Raw genomic sequence first — 14,176 nt, 5'->3', positions numbered from 1 at the left:
CCGCAGTGTTCTCCGCAACGCAGAGGAACAAATAAGAAAGTCACACTTATCTGCCGACTCTCCCCGGCGCATATCGCCCCAAAAGGGGAGCGGCTCACAGTAGCGACTGGCAAGCCGGAATCACTTGATACAGGATGTGTGTTGGTGTTGTGAAATTATGGCCCACTATCCGGCGACTCCCGGTGACGCGCTTCAACGCCTTGACGGTCATTCACCCGTTCGGACCCGCAACCCAGAGGAACACCTCACCGTTGCACCACAAGCCGGGCGCCTGCCCCGGCCGAACAGAACGACCCCCAAGGAGCATGTTCATGTCGCGTACCGCCAAGGCAGTCGTCTTTTCCGCTGTGGCTGCCGCCGCCATGGCCGGCAGCGCCGGCATCGCTGCCGCCGACAGCGGCGCGCAGGGTGCCGCCACCGGTTCGCCCGGCGTCATCTCGGGCAACGCCGTGCAGGTCCCCGTGCACGTGCCGGTCAACGTCTGCGGCAACACCGTCGACGTCATCGGTCTGCTGAACCCGGCTTTCGGCAACACCTGCGCCAACGACTGACCGGCCCAGACCGGCTCTTCCGCAGCCGCCTCCTCTCCAGGGGGCGGCTGCTTCGCGTCCACCTCCTCCGAGGCCTCACCGGCGTTTCCGCCGGCGGCGGTGCTCGTTGAGCAAGCAGAAGCTCAGGCGATGACGGACAGTCATCGAGGAAAGGAAGAACCATGAAGGCTTGCAAGGCCGCCGCTGTCGTAGCCGGGTCCCTGGCGATCACCGGCGCCGCCGCCCCCGCCTTTGCCTCGGATCTCACGCCCACGAGCCTGAACGGCGCGGTGAACACGATCACCAGCCAGCGGACGCTCGACGTGAACCCGGTCGACACCAACCTCCTCGACCCGAAGAACGAGCACGGTCTGCTCGGCGCGGTCTCGGACGCCGTCCACGGGATGGACTCCAAGGCCGACAGCACCAACAATTCCGGAAATCTGCTCGGCGGCCTTCCACTCGGCCGCTGACCGCTTTTCCGTTCGAATTCCACAAAGAAATCGGCTCCGGGAACATCTGTTCCCGGAGCCGATTTCTTCGTTCCATTCAGCGGAGAAGTACCTACCCGAACGTGTGGTCACCGATCGACCGATCGAGTGAGATCGCGGTACATCCGCTTCTCCCGTCGCTAGGGTTGCCCGGTGACTTCTACGTCGAGCATTGACACCACGTTCCGGGCCGCCGATCTGGGAACTCTGGCCGTCATCGCCTGGAGCGGTGAACAGGCGGAAGAAGAAGGCGCCGTACCTTTCCTCCTCGCCTACTCCCTGGGCGATTCCCCCGCGGGCCCCGAAGCGGGAGAGGCAGCCGTCCGCGCCCTCCTCGCCAATCACGGGCTGACGGTCGGCACGACCGTGCACAGCGGCGTGCGGCAGCCCAGCTTCCCCGTCTCGCTGCTCGTCGAAGCGGGTCAGGCCGTCGTCTCCCTCCCGCCGATCAACGCGCAGTGCCCGGTGCCCCCCGAGTGGCTGGAGGCCGCGGAGGCCGAGGGGACCGTCTACTTCATGTTCACCACGCGTCCCTGGCCCACGGCGACGCCCGGCCGCCTCGTCACCGAGGAGGAGCTGCGGAGCTTCGTCGGCGACGAGGCGACCCTGACCGCCGCCGCCCACTGCGTCCTGCCCGTCCGGCACATCCGCGGCTGACCGGGTGAGCACCGACCAGCAGCGGATCTCCCGGTCCGTCCCGGCCCAGACCGGCCACCGGGGCGCCGGCAGCGCGCCGGCCGCCAGGGACACAGCCCGCGCACTGCCCCTGGCGCTCGTCCTCGTCCTCACCGGGGCCGCCGGAGTGCTGGCGTCCTGGGTCATCACGCTCGACAAGTTCAAGCTGCTGGCCGACCCGGACTTCACGCCGGGATGCAGCCTGAACCCGGTGGTCTCCTGCGGCAACATCATGAAGAGCGAGCAGGCGGCCGTCTTCGGCTTCCCCAACCCCATGCTGGGCCTCGTCGCCTACGGCGCGGTGCTCTGCGTGGGGATGAGCCTGCTGGCCGGTGCCCGGTTCCCGCGCTGGTACTGGCTGACCTGCAACGCGGGCTGCCTGTTCGGCGTCGCCTTCGTGTCCTGGCTCCAGTTCCAGTCCCTGTACCGGATCAACTCCCTGTGCCTGTGGTGCTGCCTGGCCTGGGTGGCGACCATCGTCCTGTTCTGGACCGTGACCTCGTACAACGCCCGTGACGGCTACCTGCCGGTGCCGCGCGGGGTGCGTTCCTTCGCCGCCGAGTTCCCCTGGGTGCTGCCCGTCCTGCACATCGGCGCCGTCGGCATGCTGATCCTGACGCGCTGGTGGGACTTCTGGACGAGCTGACCCCCATCGCAGGACACGAGGAGACGGCCGTGCGACCCGACATGTTCCCGACCCGCCGAAGCGCCGCCCTGGTCCTGCTGGGCGCCGTCCCCGCCGCCGCGGCCGTACTGCGGCTCCGGTCCCCCGCCGCACCGGTCCAGGAGGCGGCACCCGCCTCGTTCGACGAGACGTACCGGGGTCGGCGGATCTCCGGAGTACGGCTGCCCGATCCGGATGCGCCAAGCGGCGGTTCGTGGCAGGTCACCGTGGACGGCCGCCCCCTGCACCTGATGCGCCGGGCCGACGGTACGTACCTGAGCATGGTCGACCACTACGAGTCCTACCCCGGCCCGCTGGCCGCGGCGCGAGGAGCCGTCGCGGAACTCGGCGACCAGGGACTGCGGACCCACGACGACCGGCCGGAGCCCGCCCGAGACCGAAAGGTGTGAGGTCCGGTGGTCCCCACCCGCCAGAACCAGAGCACGCTCAGCAAGGCCGGCAAAAGGCGTTTCGTGGACGCCGTCCTCGCCGTCAAACGCTCGGGCCGCTACGACGAGTTCGTCCGGACGCACATCGACTTCTACACGGGCGACGGCGACGGCAAACTACGCGTGGCGCACATGGCGCCGTCGTTCTTCCCCTGGCACCGCAAGTTCCTGCTGGAGTTCGAAAGGGCGCTGCAACGCGTCGATCCGGGGGTCACGGTCCCGTACTGGGACTGGACCGTGGACCGTACGCCGGCCGCCTCCCTGTGGGGCGAGGACTTCCTCGGCGGGAACGGCCGACGCTCCGACCGCCGGGTCACCACCGGCCCGTTCGCCCATGCGCACGGCCACTGGGACATCAAGGAAGCGGTCACGGACGGCGATTTCCTGATGCGGGACTTCGGCCGCCCGCAGGACCCGGTCGATCTGCCCGGCAAGGCGGAGCTGGCCGCGGCGATGCGGGAGACCGTGTACGACAAGGATCCGTGGAACTCGCTCTCCCCCGCCGGGTTCCGCAACAAGCTGGAGGGCTGGCCCACCCGTCGCGGCGACCGCACCTGGTTCAACCACAACCGCGTCCACCGCTGGGTGAGCGGGCACATGCTGGGCGCCGGATCGGTGAACGACCCCGTCTTCTGGCTGCACCACGCCTTCGTCGACCTGTGCTGGTCACGATGGCGGCAGCGCCACCCGGAAGCCGCGCCCTACCTCCCCACCGAGCGGCCCGGGGCCCGCGAGGCCCAGCGCCATCGCGTCCTCGCCCTGGACGACACGATGCCGCCCTGGGACACACCGCTGCGCGACATGCTCGATCACCATGCCCTGTACCGGTACGGGTGAACGGGGCGAACGGGGCGAACGGGGTGCACGGGGTGCACGGGGGTGAACGCCGGATGGCCCCCGCACCGCCGTGCCGAGGGCCATCGTGGGGAGTGAGCCGCGCGCGTCAGCCGCCGTAGCCGCCGCCGTGCTCACCGTTCTCGCCGTCGTCGCCGTGGTGACCGTGGTGGCCGTGGTGGCCGTGGTGACCCTCGTGGTCGTCCTGGTCGCCGTTGGCGCAGGTGTTGCCGAACGCCGGGTTCAGCAGGCCGATGACGTCCACGGTGTTGCCGCAGACGTTGAGCGGGATGTGGATGGGGACCTGGACCAGGTTGCCCGACAGGACGCCCGGCGAGTTCGTGGCCGCACCCTGGGCACCCGCGTCGGCCGAGGCCAGACCGGCGCCACTGAGCACCACGGCGCCCGTGCCGAGAGCGACAGCGGCTGCCTTCGCGATGCGCGACATCAGGTTCTCCTTCTGCTTGGCTCGGCGGCCGCGTGGTCGCAGCCGTCGGCGTGTTCAACGGCATGGCCCACGGCCAGTAACGGCCGAAACAGGGATACATGCTGAAAAGGAGAAGAATCCGGGCCGAATGGCGGGTCCCGCAGGAACCACCGGAACAGCACGTCGTTCTCCGGGCAACACCTGCGAGGAGGAACCGGATGAAGGTGCTTTGTGTGGGCGGAGGGCCCGCGTCCCTCTACCTGGCCATTCTCCTGAAACTGCAGGACCGCCGGCACGAGGTCAGCGTCCACGAGAGGAACCCCGAGGGCGCGACCTACGGATGGGGCGTCACCTACTGGCCCGACATGCTCGACACCCTCAAGGCGCACGACGAACCCTCCGGGCGCGACATCGAGGACCAGTCGGCGCGCTGGCGCGACGGTGTGGCACACGTCCGCGACCAGCTCACGGTCCACCGCGGCGACGAGGGCTTCGCGATCGGCCGCCACCGGATGCTGGGCATCCTCACCGAACGGGCCGTCTCCCTCGGCGTCCGCGTCCACTTCGACCACGCGGTCTCCCCCCAGGACCCGCCCTTCGACGCCGACCTGGTCGTCGCCGGCGACGGGGCCCGCAGCGCACTGCGCGACCGGTACGCGGACCACTTCGGCACCCGGCTGACGGCGGGTCACAACCGCTTCATCTGGCTCGGCACCACGAAGGTCTTCCGCTCCTTCACCTTCGCCTTCGTCGAGACGGAGCACGGCTGGCTCTGGTGCTACGCGTACGGCTTCGACGGCGAACACAGCACCTGCATCGTCGAATGCTCGCCGCGCACCTGGTCGGGGCTCGGCCTCGACGTCATGGAACGCGCCGACGCGCTGCGGCTGCTGGAGAAACTGCTGGAGCGACCGCTGGAGGGCCACCCCCTCATCGGCCGGACCGACCTCGACGGCCCCGCGCAGTGGCAGACCTTCCACACCGTCACCAACCGCGTCTGGTCGCGCGGCAACCTCGTCCTGATCGGCGACGCCGCCCACACCACCCACTACTCGATCGGCGCCGGCACCACCCTCGCGATGCAGGACGCCATGGCCCTCGCCAGATCCCTCAAGGACCCCGGCCCCCTCCACAGCGCCCTCGGCCGGTACGAACGCGTACGCAAACGCGAACTCCTGCCCCTCCAGAGCGCGGCGAGGCACAGCGCGGGCTGGTACGAGAACCTGCCGCGCTACGTCGGTCTGGCACCGCATCAGATGTTCGCGCTGCTCGGCCAGCGCCACTCGCCCCTGCTCCCGCACGTGCCGCCGCAGCTCTACTACCGGGTCGACCGGGCGATCGAACGGACCCAGGCCCTGCGCTCCCTGAAACGCTGGATCGGCCCGCGTATCGCACGCGTTCTGCACAACGACTGACGGTTGTCGCGGCCCGACGTTGCCCCGGCCGATGCCTTTCGTTGAGCACGTCATGGAATCGAGGAGAAAAGAGCCGGCGAGCGCGTCGTATCGCCCGACGGACACTCCGATCTACGACGCCATGGTGCGCCTGTGGCAATCCCGCGGACGAACGGTCCCGAGTCCGGCCAAGCCCGTCCGGCCCGCTCGGGGCTGGGTCCGGGTGGATCCGGCGCCCGGCCGACACCGCTGAATCGCTCCCGCCCTTTCGGGGCGCGTCCCCTAATGGGTCAATTCGACGAGCCGGGTCGGTCAGGGCGGGGTGATAGTCGAGTCGTACCCCTTCAGCCTCACAAGGAGATTCGATGCGACTTCGCACATTCGCAGCCGCCGCGGTGCTGGCCGGGACCTCGGTGCTGGGCTCCGCCGCCATGGCCTCCGCGCAGGACGGTCCCGACGGGGCCAACGCCACCGGTGTCGCGCAGAACAGCCCGGGTGTCCTGTCCGGGGACAACATCCAGATCCCCGTGCACGTACCCGTCAACGTCTGCGGCAACTCGATCGACGTGATCGGGCTGCTCAACCCGGCGTTCGGCAACTCCTGCGAGAACGACTAGTTCGCGGCCGCTCATCGAACCGCCCCCACCCGTGGCTTGCGCCGCAGGTGGGGGCGGTTCTCGGTCGGTAGACCCTGTGGGACTCGAACCCACAACCAATGGATTAAAAGTCCACTGCTCTGCCAATTGAGCTAAGGGTCCACACACCGGCCTCGGCCGACGCACCCCTGAGCATAGCCGGACAGCGCCGGGACGCCGATCGGGTATCCGGATCTCGGGGTGTCCCGGCGCGGGCGGGTGCCGGGAGGAGGGTCAGAAGACGCCCTTGTAGCCCTGCCAGCCCGTCGCGATCTTCGTCCGGCCCGTGAACGAGCCGTTGCCCTTGCCGTCGTTGCGGTAGAGGTTGCCCGCCGTGTCCCGCTCCACCAGATCGGGCTTCCCGTCACCGGTGAGGTCACCGACGCCGACGATCGCGTTGTATCCGGCGCCCCACTTGGTGAACACGGTCACCCGGTCCTTCAGCGTCCCGTCGCCCTTGCCGTCGTAGCGGTAGAGCGTCCCGTCCTTGGCCCGGGTGAGAACATCCCCGAGCCCGTCACCGTTCAGATCACCGGCCCCGACGACATGCGTGAACGCAGCCCAGGCCGTCCGGATCTTCTTGCCCCCCAGCAGCTTGCCGTGGCCGTCGTCGGCGAAGACGTAGACGTCGCCGGTGGAGGCCTTGCGGCCGAGCAGGTCCGTGCGACCGTCACCGGTCAGGTCACCGGGGGCCGTCAGCACGTTGTAGGCGTTCCAACCCGTGCCCAGCGAGGTGTGGCTGTTGTTCGGGGCGTAGGCGCTGCTGCCGCACTTGCCCGCGTACCGGCGCAGCTCGCCTGCCGGAGTGCGCACCAGCAGTTCGGCGCAGCGGTCGCTGCCCATGTCGCCGAACGGCACGGCCAGCGTCCCGGCGGGCCAGCCGGAGCCGGACTGCTTCCGGTCGAGCGTGCCCTTGCCTTCGGTGTAGTGCAGCGTCAGGCCACCGGAGGCGTTGAGGGTGACCACTTCGCCGAAGCGGAAGCCACCCAGGTCGTGATGGCCCTGGAGCCCCCCGGTGAGGCCGATGGTGCCCGTGGTGGTGAAGGTGCCGGAGCCGTCGGCGCCGGTCGCGGCCAAGGTCCAGGAGTAGCTGTCGTTGTAGGCGTACGTGCCCGCGTCCGTCTTGCCGTCCCATTCGACCCGCGCCGAGGCGCCGTCCTCGCCGCGCAGGGTACGGACCACCTTGCCGCGACTGTCCTTGACGGTGAACGTCCAGGCGGCGGGCTTGTTGAACTGCCAGGTGCTGTCCCAGGTGGTGGACGCGCCGTAACGGCCCTTGGCATCCAGGGTCTCGCCGTCCACAACCGACTCGATCTTCGCGAGGCCCTGCGCCGGTACGCCGCTCTGCACGATGTGGACGGCGCTGTCCTGGCCCAGGTACGCGATGTCGCCGCCGAACCGGTCCACGGCCCAGGTCAGCCGCCGCTGATCCGCGGTGCCACCCGTCGGCAGGTCCGCGACGGCCCGGGGGGCTTGCGCGGTACCGGTGTGGAAGTCGGTCAGCTTCAGCTTCCCCGCGGTCCGATCGTGCTGGACGAGGTAGCCGTCACCGACGAGCGCGGGCCCGGACGGCACGGTGATCTTCTTCTTCGCGGTGAGGTCGTAGACGCCCGCCGCGCCGGTGGGCCCGCAGTTCCAGTACAGCCAACGCCCCGTCACCTGGAGCTCCTTGGCCGTGCACGGCGCCCCGGTGGACACCGTCGCGACGGTTTTCTTCGTCTTCAGGTCGTACGAGGTGAAGACCCCCGCTCCGGATCCGGGCGTCCACAATCGTGTTCCCCACACGGACGCGGCGCTCGTGGTGCGGGTCAGTCGGACGTCCGCCACCCAGTGCGTCGGTGTCGCGTCGACGTACTGCTTGCCGGTGGAGGCCGCGGAGTAGGCGAAGAAACGACCGCTGGCATCGGTGAACCGGCCGCCGGTGACGGCGGGTTCGGTGCCGTGGTACGTGTCCGAACTCAGCCAGACCTGCGCCCGTTGGGAGCCGTCGCTCCGCACGGCGAAGTAGCCGACGCTGCCGTTGCCGGTCGCGCGCAGCGGCACGCAGCCGCCCGCGTCGCACGGCACGCGCTCGGCATGCTGACCGACCGCGAACGTCCCCGCGAACCCACGCCACGACACGGCACCGACCGTGGCTCCGTCCGCCGAGACCGTGCGGCTGGTGACGTACGGATCCCCGTTGGGGGCCTTCTCGACGGTGCTGAGGTAACCGCCCGCGATATCCAGCCCCTGGACGCCGACCGTCGGGATGACGGTCTCGGCATCGGAGGCGCGCGCGGGCTCCGCGGAGGTGAGTGACACGGTGCCGAGCGCCATGAGCGCAGCCAACGACACCGACAGAAGACCCCGACGAGGCAATGCCCCTCCTTGAACAGGTGTGAGCCACGGAGGGTGTGGGGCCCCTCGGCAAAAAGTGATTGCCCGTTGCACGGGCCCCCGGAGCCTAGCAGCGTGCACACGACAAAGCGGGCCCACCCCGCAAGGGGATGGGCCCGCCTCAGTGGATCAGTCGGCGTCAGCCGTTGCGCTTCCAGCGCGGCTTCTCGTCGCGGCGGCCGAAGGACGAACCGGAGCCCGAGCCGGCGCCACGGTGGTCGTCACGGCGGCTGTGGGGACGGTGGCCGCCACCGGCCGCGGGGCGGTCGCCCTGGCGGTCGCGGTTGAACGGGCGGTCGCTGCCCCGGTGACCGCCGGACGGGCGGTCGTCGCGGCGGAAGCCACCACGGTCGTTGTCGCGACGCTCGAAGCCACCACGGCTGCCGCCACGGTCGTCACGGTTGAAGCCGCCACGGTCGTTGTCACGGCGCTCGAAGGGACGGCCGCCGGACGGGCGGTCGTCGCGGCGGAAACCGCCACGGTCGTTGTCACGACGCTCGAAGCCACCACGGCTGCCACCACGGTCGTCACGGTTGAAGCCGCCACGGCTGCCACCGCGGTCGTCACGGTTGAAGCCGCCACGGTTGTCGTCACGACGGTCGTCGCGACGGAAACCGCCGCCACGGCTGCCACCGCGGTCGTCACGGTTGAAGCCACCGCGGTTGTCGTCACGACGGTCGTCGCGGCGGAAACCGCCACGGTCGTTGTCCCGACGCTCGAAGCCACCACGGCTGCCGCCACGGTCGTCACGGCGGTCACGGCGCTCGAAGTTGCCCCGCTCGTCACGACGCTGACGCGGCTGCTCGTACGAGGACGAACGCTCCCCGCGCTCCGACTGCTGCGGCACCTCGGCGGCGGCCTCGGCGACCTGCGCCGCGGCGGCCTCCGCGGCGGCGGCGACGGCCGCGGCCACGCCCTCCTCGTCCTCGCCGCGCTCACGGGCGGCGCGGGCGGTGAGGCGGTCGGCCTCCTCGCGCAGCTCGGCGGCGCGACGCGTGGCGCGCTCCAACTGCTTGGTCAGGTCGGTGACCTCACGCTCGGCCTGCTGCGCCGCGTTGCCCGCCGACTCGGCCTGCACCTCGGTCATGGACCGGGCGCCGGTGATCTCCGCGACCTCCGGGTCGAAGGCGGCACCGCCCTGGATGATGTGACGCCCGGCGTCGACGCCCGCGTCCTCCATCAGCCGGAAGATCTGGCGGCGCTGGTGCGGCAGGGAGAGGGAGACGACCGTGCCCGTACGCCCGGCACGCGCCGTGCGGCCCGCGCGGTGCAGGTAGTCCTTGTGGTCGCCGGCCGGGTCCACGTTCAGGACCAGGTCGATGCCGTCGACGTGGATGCCGCGGGCGGCGACGTCGGTGGCGACGAGCGCGTTGACGTAGCCCTTCTTGAAGTCCTCGAGGACCCGGGTACGCGCGCCCTGCGTCATGCCGCCGTGCAGCGCGTCGGCCTTCACGCCGGATTCGCAGAGCTGCTCGGCAATGCGGTCGGCACCGAGCTGGGTGCGGACGAAGATGATCGTGCGGCCCTTGCGGGAGGCGATCGCGGCGGTGACCGGCGCCTTGTCCTTGGGCTTCACGATGAGGATGTGGTGGGACATCGTCGTGACGTTGCCCTGCGCGCTGTCGACCTCGTGCGTGACGGGGTTGGTCAGGTAGCGCTTGACCAGCGTGGAGATCTCGTTCTCCATCGTGGCCGAGAACAGCATGCGCTGGCCGCCGGCCGGCACCTGGTCGAGCAGCTCGGTGACCTCGGGCAGGAAGCCCAGGTCGGACATCTGGTCGGCCTCGTCGATGACGGCGACCTCGATGTTCTCCAGGGAGCAGGCGCCGCGGTTGATGAGGTCGCGCAGGCGGCCCGGGGTGGCGACGAGGATGTCGACGCCGCGCTCCAGGGCGTAGATCTGGTTGCCCATCGAGGTACCGCCGCAGACGACCTTCATCTTCAGGCCGACCTGATCGCCGTAGGGCTGGAGCGCGTCCGCGACCTGCATCGCGAGCTCACGGGTCGGGGTGAGGATGACGGCGCGCGGCTTGTGCTTCTCAGTGCGGCTGCCGGCGAGGCGGGCCAGCACGGGCAGGCCGAAGGAGAGCGTCTTGCCGGAGCCGGTGCGGCCACGGCCGAGGATGTCCTTGCCGGCCAGGGCGTCCGGGATGGTCGCGGCCTGGATCGGGAAGGGGGTCGTCACACCGTTCGCCGCGAGCTTGCGGACGACCGGCTCGGGCAGACCGAGGTCGGCGAAGGTGAGGGTGGGCTCGGCGTTCTCGTCGGCCTCGACAGCCGCTTCGGTGTTCTCGACGGCCTCGACGGCCTGGGCGTTCTCGACGGTCTCTACGACGTCGGCGGCCTCGGTGTTCTCGGCGAGGTTCTCGGCGAGCTGGGTGTTCTCGATGGTGTGTTCAGCAGAAATGGACATGCGAAATGCGAAACCTTCCGGAGTTTCGGCACGCGCCCGTCAACTCCGTGTATTCGCTCATTCGCAAATTCGCAAATCGACCGCCTCAATGCGGTCCAGCCACGGCAAGGGAGAGTACGCGCCACGCGGCGCTCCTGTGCGGCGCCGGGCAAATGGGATCAAACGATCTACCACCATACGCACCTACTACCCCCGGTGGCAAACCGCTCCCGTGAGACGCCGCTCACACAGGCGCCCTGCGCGCCGACGCTACGCCGGGCTCCCCGCCTGCGGCGCCGGTTCCCTCAGCAACCGCGACCCGGCCTGCTGGGCATGCGCGGACGACGACGGCTCCGCGGTCGTCGGGGACGGCTCGGGGGTGGGCGTCGGCGGTGGCGGCGGTGGCGGGGCCGGGGTCGACGGCGTGGCGCGCGGCGTGCTCGGCTTCTCGGGCGGCGCCCCCCGGGAGGGCCGCGCCGAACGGGGCGGGCGCGAGGTCTCCTGGGCCGACGGGGTCGCCCCGCGCGGCGTGGCGGCCGCGGGCGACGCGGACCCCGAGGCCGCCGCGGAGGCGTCCCCGCTCGCCGCCGCCTTCCCGGCCCGCGCGCCGACACCGCCCACACCGTCGGAGATCACCGTGCCCCCGTCGGGCGCGGCCCGCCCGCTCCGGTGCGCCGCGGGGTGCGAGGGCGCGGGCGGGCGCCCGTCGTCGGCCACGCTCATGCATCCGGCGGCCGCCGCGACGGCCACCGTGGTCGCGGTCAGGCAGCTCAGTCGACGGACACAGGGTGGTACGGAAAGCTGGCGCACGGGCGAGCACCTCCGGGCACGTGACAGGGACACCTGTCCCAACTCCGGCGCCCCGCAAGAGGACACGCGCCGCGCCCGCACCGCACAAAGCCCGCACAAAGAAGCGCCCCGGCCTCTCACCCGTACCCGAGCGCGTGCAGCCGCTCGTCGTCGATGCCGAAGTGGTGGGCGATCTCGTGCACCACGGTGATCTCCGTCTCCGCGACCACGTCCTGCCGGGACTCGCACATCCGCAGCGTCGGCCCCCGGTAGATCGTGATGCGGTCCGGCAGGACCCCCGCGTACCACTCACCGCGATCGGTCAGCGGAGTCCCCTCGTAGAGCCCGAGCAGTTCGGGATCGTCGCTGGGTGGCTCGTCCTCGACGAACACCGCGACGTTGTCCATGAGCCGCGTCAACTCGGGCGGAATCCGGTCGAGCGCCTCGGCCACCAGTTCCTCGAACTCCTCGCGCGTCATCTCCAGCACACGGCCATTGTCCGGCACGACCCCGCATATCCACCCGTCCACTTGGGCATACGGCAGCAATGGCCCGACCGCCCGCTGTCGCCATACGCCGCGCCCTGCACCGGATACGAGGCACCCGCACCGCCCCGGCGGCCCTCCTGCGCCGCCGCACGCGGCGTCCGCACCAGGACCTGCCGACCCCGCTCCTCGAACCCGTCCACCGGCCCCACCCCTTCGTACGTGCCCTCGGCCTGATCGCCGTCGTCCTGCTGGGCGCCTGGCTCGGCCTCCTCGTCGTCGGCAGCGTCCGCGCCCCGGTCGGCCCGATGGACACCCGGATGACGCTGCGCCCGTCCGTCTCCGGCGGCACGAAGATCAACGTGTCTCCGCTCGGCGCCCTGGAGCTGAAGTCCCACACGGCCCCGATCCGCCTCGACGTCGACGTGGACCGCCTGGACCCGATCCGCTCCCGGGCCCTCGTCGACCACCCGGAGCGCATCTCGGGGCTCCAGGACGAGGTGGCCCGCGACGTCGAGCACGGCACGCTCGACCTGGCCGTGCGCTCCTGCGTGGCGGTGGTCTCCGGGGCGACGGCGCTCGGCCTCGCGGTCTACCGGCGCCCCCGCCGCGCCCTGGCCGCCGGCGGTCTGGCGCTCACCCTCCTCGCGGCGTCCGGCGGCACCGCGTACGCGACCTGGAACCCGAACTCGGTCCTGGAGCCGAAGTTCTCCGGACTGCTCTCCTCGGCCCCTTCCGTGGTCGGCAACGCCCGCTCGATCGTCACCGAGTTCGACGTCTACCAGCGCGAGTTGGCCCGGCTCGTCACCAACGTCACCAAGCTCTACGACGTGACGTCGACGCTGCCCACGTACCGCCCGGACCCCTCCACGATCCGCGTGCTGCACGTCTCCGACATCCACCTCAACCCGGCGTCGTGGAAGATCATCGCCTCGCTCGTGGAGCAGTACCGGATCTCGGTCATCATCGACACGGGCGACACCATGGACCACGGGTCGGCGGCCGAGAACGCCTTCCTCGACCCGATCAGGGACCTCGGCGCGCCCTATGTGTGGATCCGCGGCAACCACGACTCGAAGACCACACAGAAGTACCTGTCGGACCGAAAGCGCTTCAAGAACGTGCGCGTGCTCGACGACGGCAGGGCCGTGACCGTCGCGGGCCTGCGCATCGCGGGCACCGGCGACCCGCAGTACACCCCGGACCGCTCCACGGCGGCCCTGGGCGACCCGGCGGAGCGCATGGCGGGCATCCGTCTCGCCTCGGCCCTGCGCGACCAGCGGGCGGCGGGCACCCCGGTCGACATCGCGCTGGCCCACGAACCGGCGGCGGCGCGCGAGACGGACGGCGCGGTGCCCCTGGTCCTGGCCGGGCACATCCACCGCCAGCAGATGGAGGTGCTGCCGCTGGGCACCCGGCTGCGCGTCGAGGGCTCGACCGGCGGCAGCGGCCTGCGCGCGGTCGACGACAAGGACCCCGACCCGGTCGAGGTCTCCGTGCTCTATCTGGACAGCGCCACCAAGCGCCTCCAGGCCTGGGACGAGATCAGGCTCGGCGGTCTGGGCCTGACGCGGGCCGAGGTCAGCCGCCATCTGCCGAAGGAGAACCAGCCGGGGGCGACGCCCTCGCCGCCCGCCTCCGATCCCGCCTCGCCGGGGCCCGGGTAAACCGTTTTGGCGATAGCTCCCCGCATCCCATATGCTTCTCACGTCCCCGACGCGCTGCGAAGCGCCCAGGCGGGCCGATAGCCCTCATCGTCTAGCGGCCTAGGACGCCGCCCTTTCAAGGCGGTAGCACGGGTTCGAATCCCGTTGGGGGCACGCAAGATCGTGTGCAACACTGTTGCACACAACAGCTTGGTCCTGTGGAGCAGTTTGGAGTGCTCGCCACCCTGTCAAGGTGGAGGCCGCGGGTTCAAATCCCGTCAGGACCGCTGAAGTTCCTCGTGGACTTCGTGGCTGGGTAGCTCAGTTGGTACGAGCGATCGCCTGAAAAGCGATAGGTCGCCGGTTCGATCCCGGCCCCAGCCACAGGA

14 protein-coding genes and 4 tRNA genes are annotated in these 14,176 nt (G+C 70.5%); 12 read left to right on the top strand and 6 right to left on the bottom strand.

Features of this window, described 5'->3' with window-relative positions; all coding sequences use genetic code 11:
• Positions 1–311: 311 nt before the first annotated feature.
• The 6 genes from ACIRF8_RS25755 to ACIRF8_RS25730 all read left to right on the top strand — a co-directional run bounded on the left by ACIRF8_RS25755 (position 312) and on the right by ACIRF8_RS25730 (position 3,646).
• Positions 312–551 (top strand): chaplin, encoded by a 240-nt coding sequence (locus ACIRF8_RS25755; RefSeq protein ID WP_404218115.1) that lies wholly within the window; start codon positions 312–314, stop codon positions 549–551.
• 161 nt (positions 552–712) lie between these two features.
• Positions 713–1,003: a hypothetical protein gene (locus ACIRF8_RS25750; protein ID WP_404218113.1), complete on the top strand. Its 291-nt coding sequence runs from the start codon at positions 713–715 to the stop codon at positions 1,001–1,003.
• A gap of 171 nt (positions 1,004–1,174) precedes the next feature.
• Entirely contained in the window at positions 1,175–1,678 is a 504-nt protein-coding gene (locus ACIRF8_RS25745; RefSeq protein WP_404218111.1) for a DUF5949 family protein, read from the top strand.
• A gap of 103 nt (positions 1,679–1,781) precedes the next feature.
• Positions 1,782–2,342: a vitamin K epoxide reductase family protein gene (locus ACIRF8_RS25740; protein WP_404218212.1), complete on the top strand. Its 561-nt coding sequence runs from the start codon at positions 1,782–1,784 to the stop codon at positions 2,340–2,342.
• On the top strand, positions 2,321–2,770 hold the full coding sequence (locus ACIRF8_RS25735) for a tyrosinase family oxidase copper chaperone (protein WP_404218109.1): 450 nt from the start codon (positions 2,321–2,323) through the stop codon (positions 2,768–2,770). The genes ACIRF8_RS25740 and ACIRF8_RS25735 overlap by 22 nt, the downstream gene beginning before the upstream one ends.
• 6 nt (positions 2,771–2,776) lie before the next feature.
• Positions 2,777–3,646 carry a tyrosinase family protein gene (locus ACIRF8_RS25730; RefSeq protein ID WP_404218107.1) on the top strand — a complete coding sequence of 290 codons (870 nt, stop codon included), beginning with the start codon at positions 2,777–2,779 and terminating at the stop codon, positions 3,644–3,646.
• Between the two features lie 106 nt (positions 3,647–3,752).
• On the opposite strand, the gene ACIRF8_RS25725 is transcribed toward ACIRF8_RS25730, so the two are convergent.
• Positions 3,753–4,091 (bottom strand): chaplin, encoded by a 339-nt coding sequence (locus ACIRF8_RS25725; protein ID WP_404218105.1) that lies wholly within the window; start codon positions 4,089–4,091, stop codon positions 3,753–3,755.
• A 197-nt stretch (positions 4,092–4,288) separates the two neighbouring features.
• Between ACIRF8_RS25725 and ACIRF8_RS25720 the strand changes: the two genes are divergently transcribed.
• Together ACIRF8_RS25720 and ACIRF8_RS25715 are read left to right on the top strand one after the other, a co-directional pair.
• Positions 4,289–5,485: an FAD-dependent monooxygenase gene (locus ACIRF8_RS25720; RefSeq protein WP_404218103.1), complete on the top strand. Its 1,197-nt coding sequence runs from the start codon at positions 4,289–4,291 to the stop codon at positions 5,483–5,485.
• Between the two features lie 344 nt (positions 5,486–5,829).
• Positions 5,830–6,081, top strand: coding sequence for a chaplin (locus ACIRF8_RS25715; RefSeq protein ID WP_404218101.1), 252 nt, complete (start codon positions 5,830–5,832; stop codon positions 6,079–6,081).
• 68 nt (positions 6,082–6,149) lie between these two features.
• Here ACIRF8_RS25715 and ACIRF8_RS25710 read toward each other — a convergent pair.
• The 5 genes from ACIRF8_RS25710 to ACIRF8_RS25690 form a co-directional block, all read right to left on the bottom strand.
• Positions 6,150–6,222 (bottom strand) — tRNA-Lys (locus tag ACIRF8_RS25710).
• Positions 6,223–6,333: 111 nt separating this feature from the next.
• On the bottom strand, positions 6,334–8,415 hold the full coding sequence (locus ACIRF8_RS25705) for an FG-GAP-like repeat-containing protein (protein ID WP_404218099.1): 2,082 nt from the start codon (positions 8,413–8,415) through the stop codon (positions 6,334–6,336).
• 199 nt (positions 8,416–8,614) lie between these two features.
• Positions 8,615–10,888, bottom strand: coding sequence for a DEAD/DEAH box helicase (locus tag ACIRF8_RS25700; protein ID WP_404218097.1), 2,274 nt, complete (start codon positions 10,886–10,888; stop codon positions 8,615–8,617).
• Between the two features lie 249 nt (positions 10,889–11,137).
• Entirely contained in the window at positions 11,138–11,677 is a 540-nt protein-coding gene (locus ACIRF8_RS25695) for a hypothetical protein (protein WP_404218095.1), read from the bottom strand.
• A gap of 116 nt (positions 11,678–11,793) precedes the next feature.
• The gene (locus tag ACIRF8_RS25690) at positions 11,794–12,144 is read right to left on the bottom strand and encodes a metallopeptidase family protein (protein WP_404218093.1); all 351 of its coding nucleotides are present in this window, start codon (positions 12,142–12,144) and stop codon (positions 11,794–11,796) included.
• Between the two features lie 59 nt (positions 12,145–12,203).
• Between ACIRF8_RS25690 and ACIRF8_RS25685 the strand changes: the two genes are divergently transcribed.
• The 4 genes from ACIRF8_RS25685 to ACIRF8_RS25670 all read left to right on the top strand — a co-directional run bounded on the left by ACIRF8_RS25685 (position 12,204) and on the right by ACIRF8_RS25670 (position 14,171).
• Positions 12,204–13,808: a metallophosphoesterase gene (locus tag ACIRF8_RS25685; protein WP_404218091.1), complete on the top strand. Its 1,605-nt coding sequence runs from the start codon at positions 12,204–12,206 to the stop codon at positions 13,806–13,808.
• A gap of 80 nt (positions 13,809–13,888) precedes the next feature.
• Positions 13,889–13,961, top strand: a tRNA-Glu gene (locus tag ACIRF8_RS25680).
• A gap of 38 nt (positions 13,962–13,999) precedes the next feature.
• A tRNA-Asp gene (locus ACIRF8_RS25675) sits at positions 14,000–14,074 on the top strand.
• Between the two features lie 23 nt (positions 14,075–14,097).
• Positions 14,098–14,171 (top strand) — tRNA-Phe (locus ACIRF8_RS25670).
• Positions 14,172–14,176 lie beyond the last annotated feature (5 nt).

The sequence above is a fragment of the Streptomyces sp. NPDC102406 genome (genome assembly GCF_044765725.1).
GTDB lineage: Bacteria > Actinomycetota > Actinomycetes > Streptomycetales > Streptomycetaceae > Streptomyces.
Note: the sequence above shows the minus strand (reverse complement) of the source record. Positions and strands in the feature narration are given on the sequence as shown.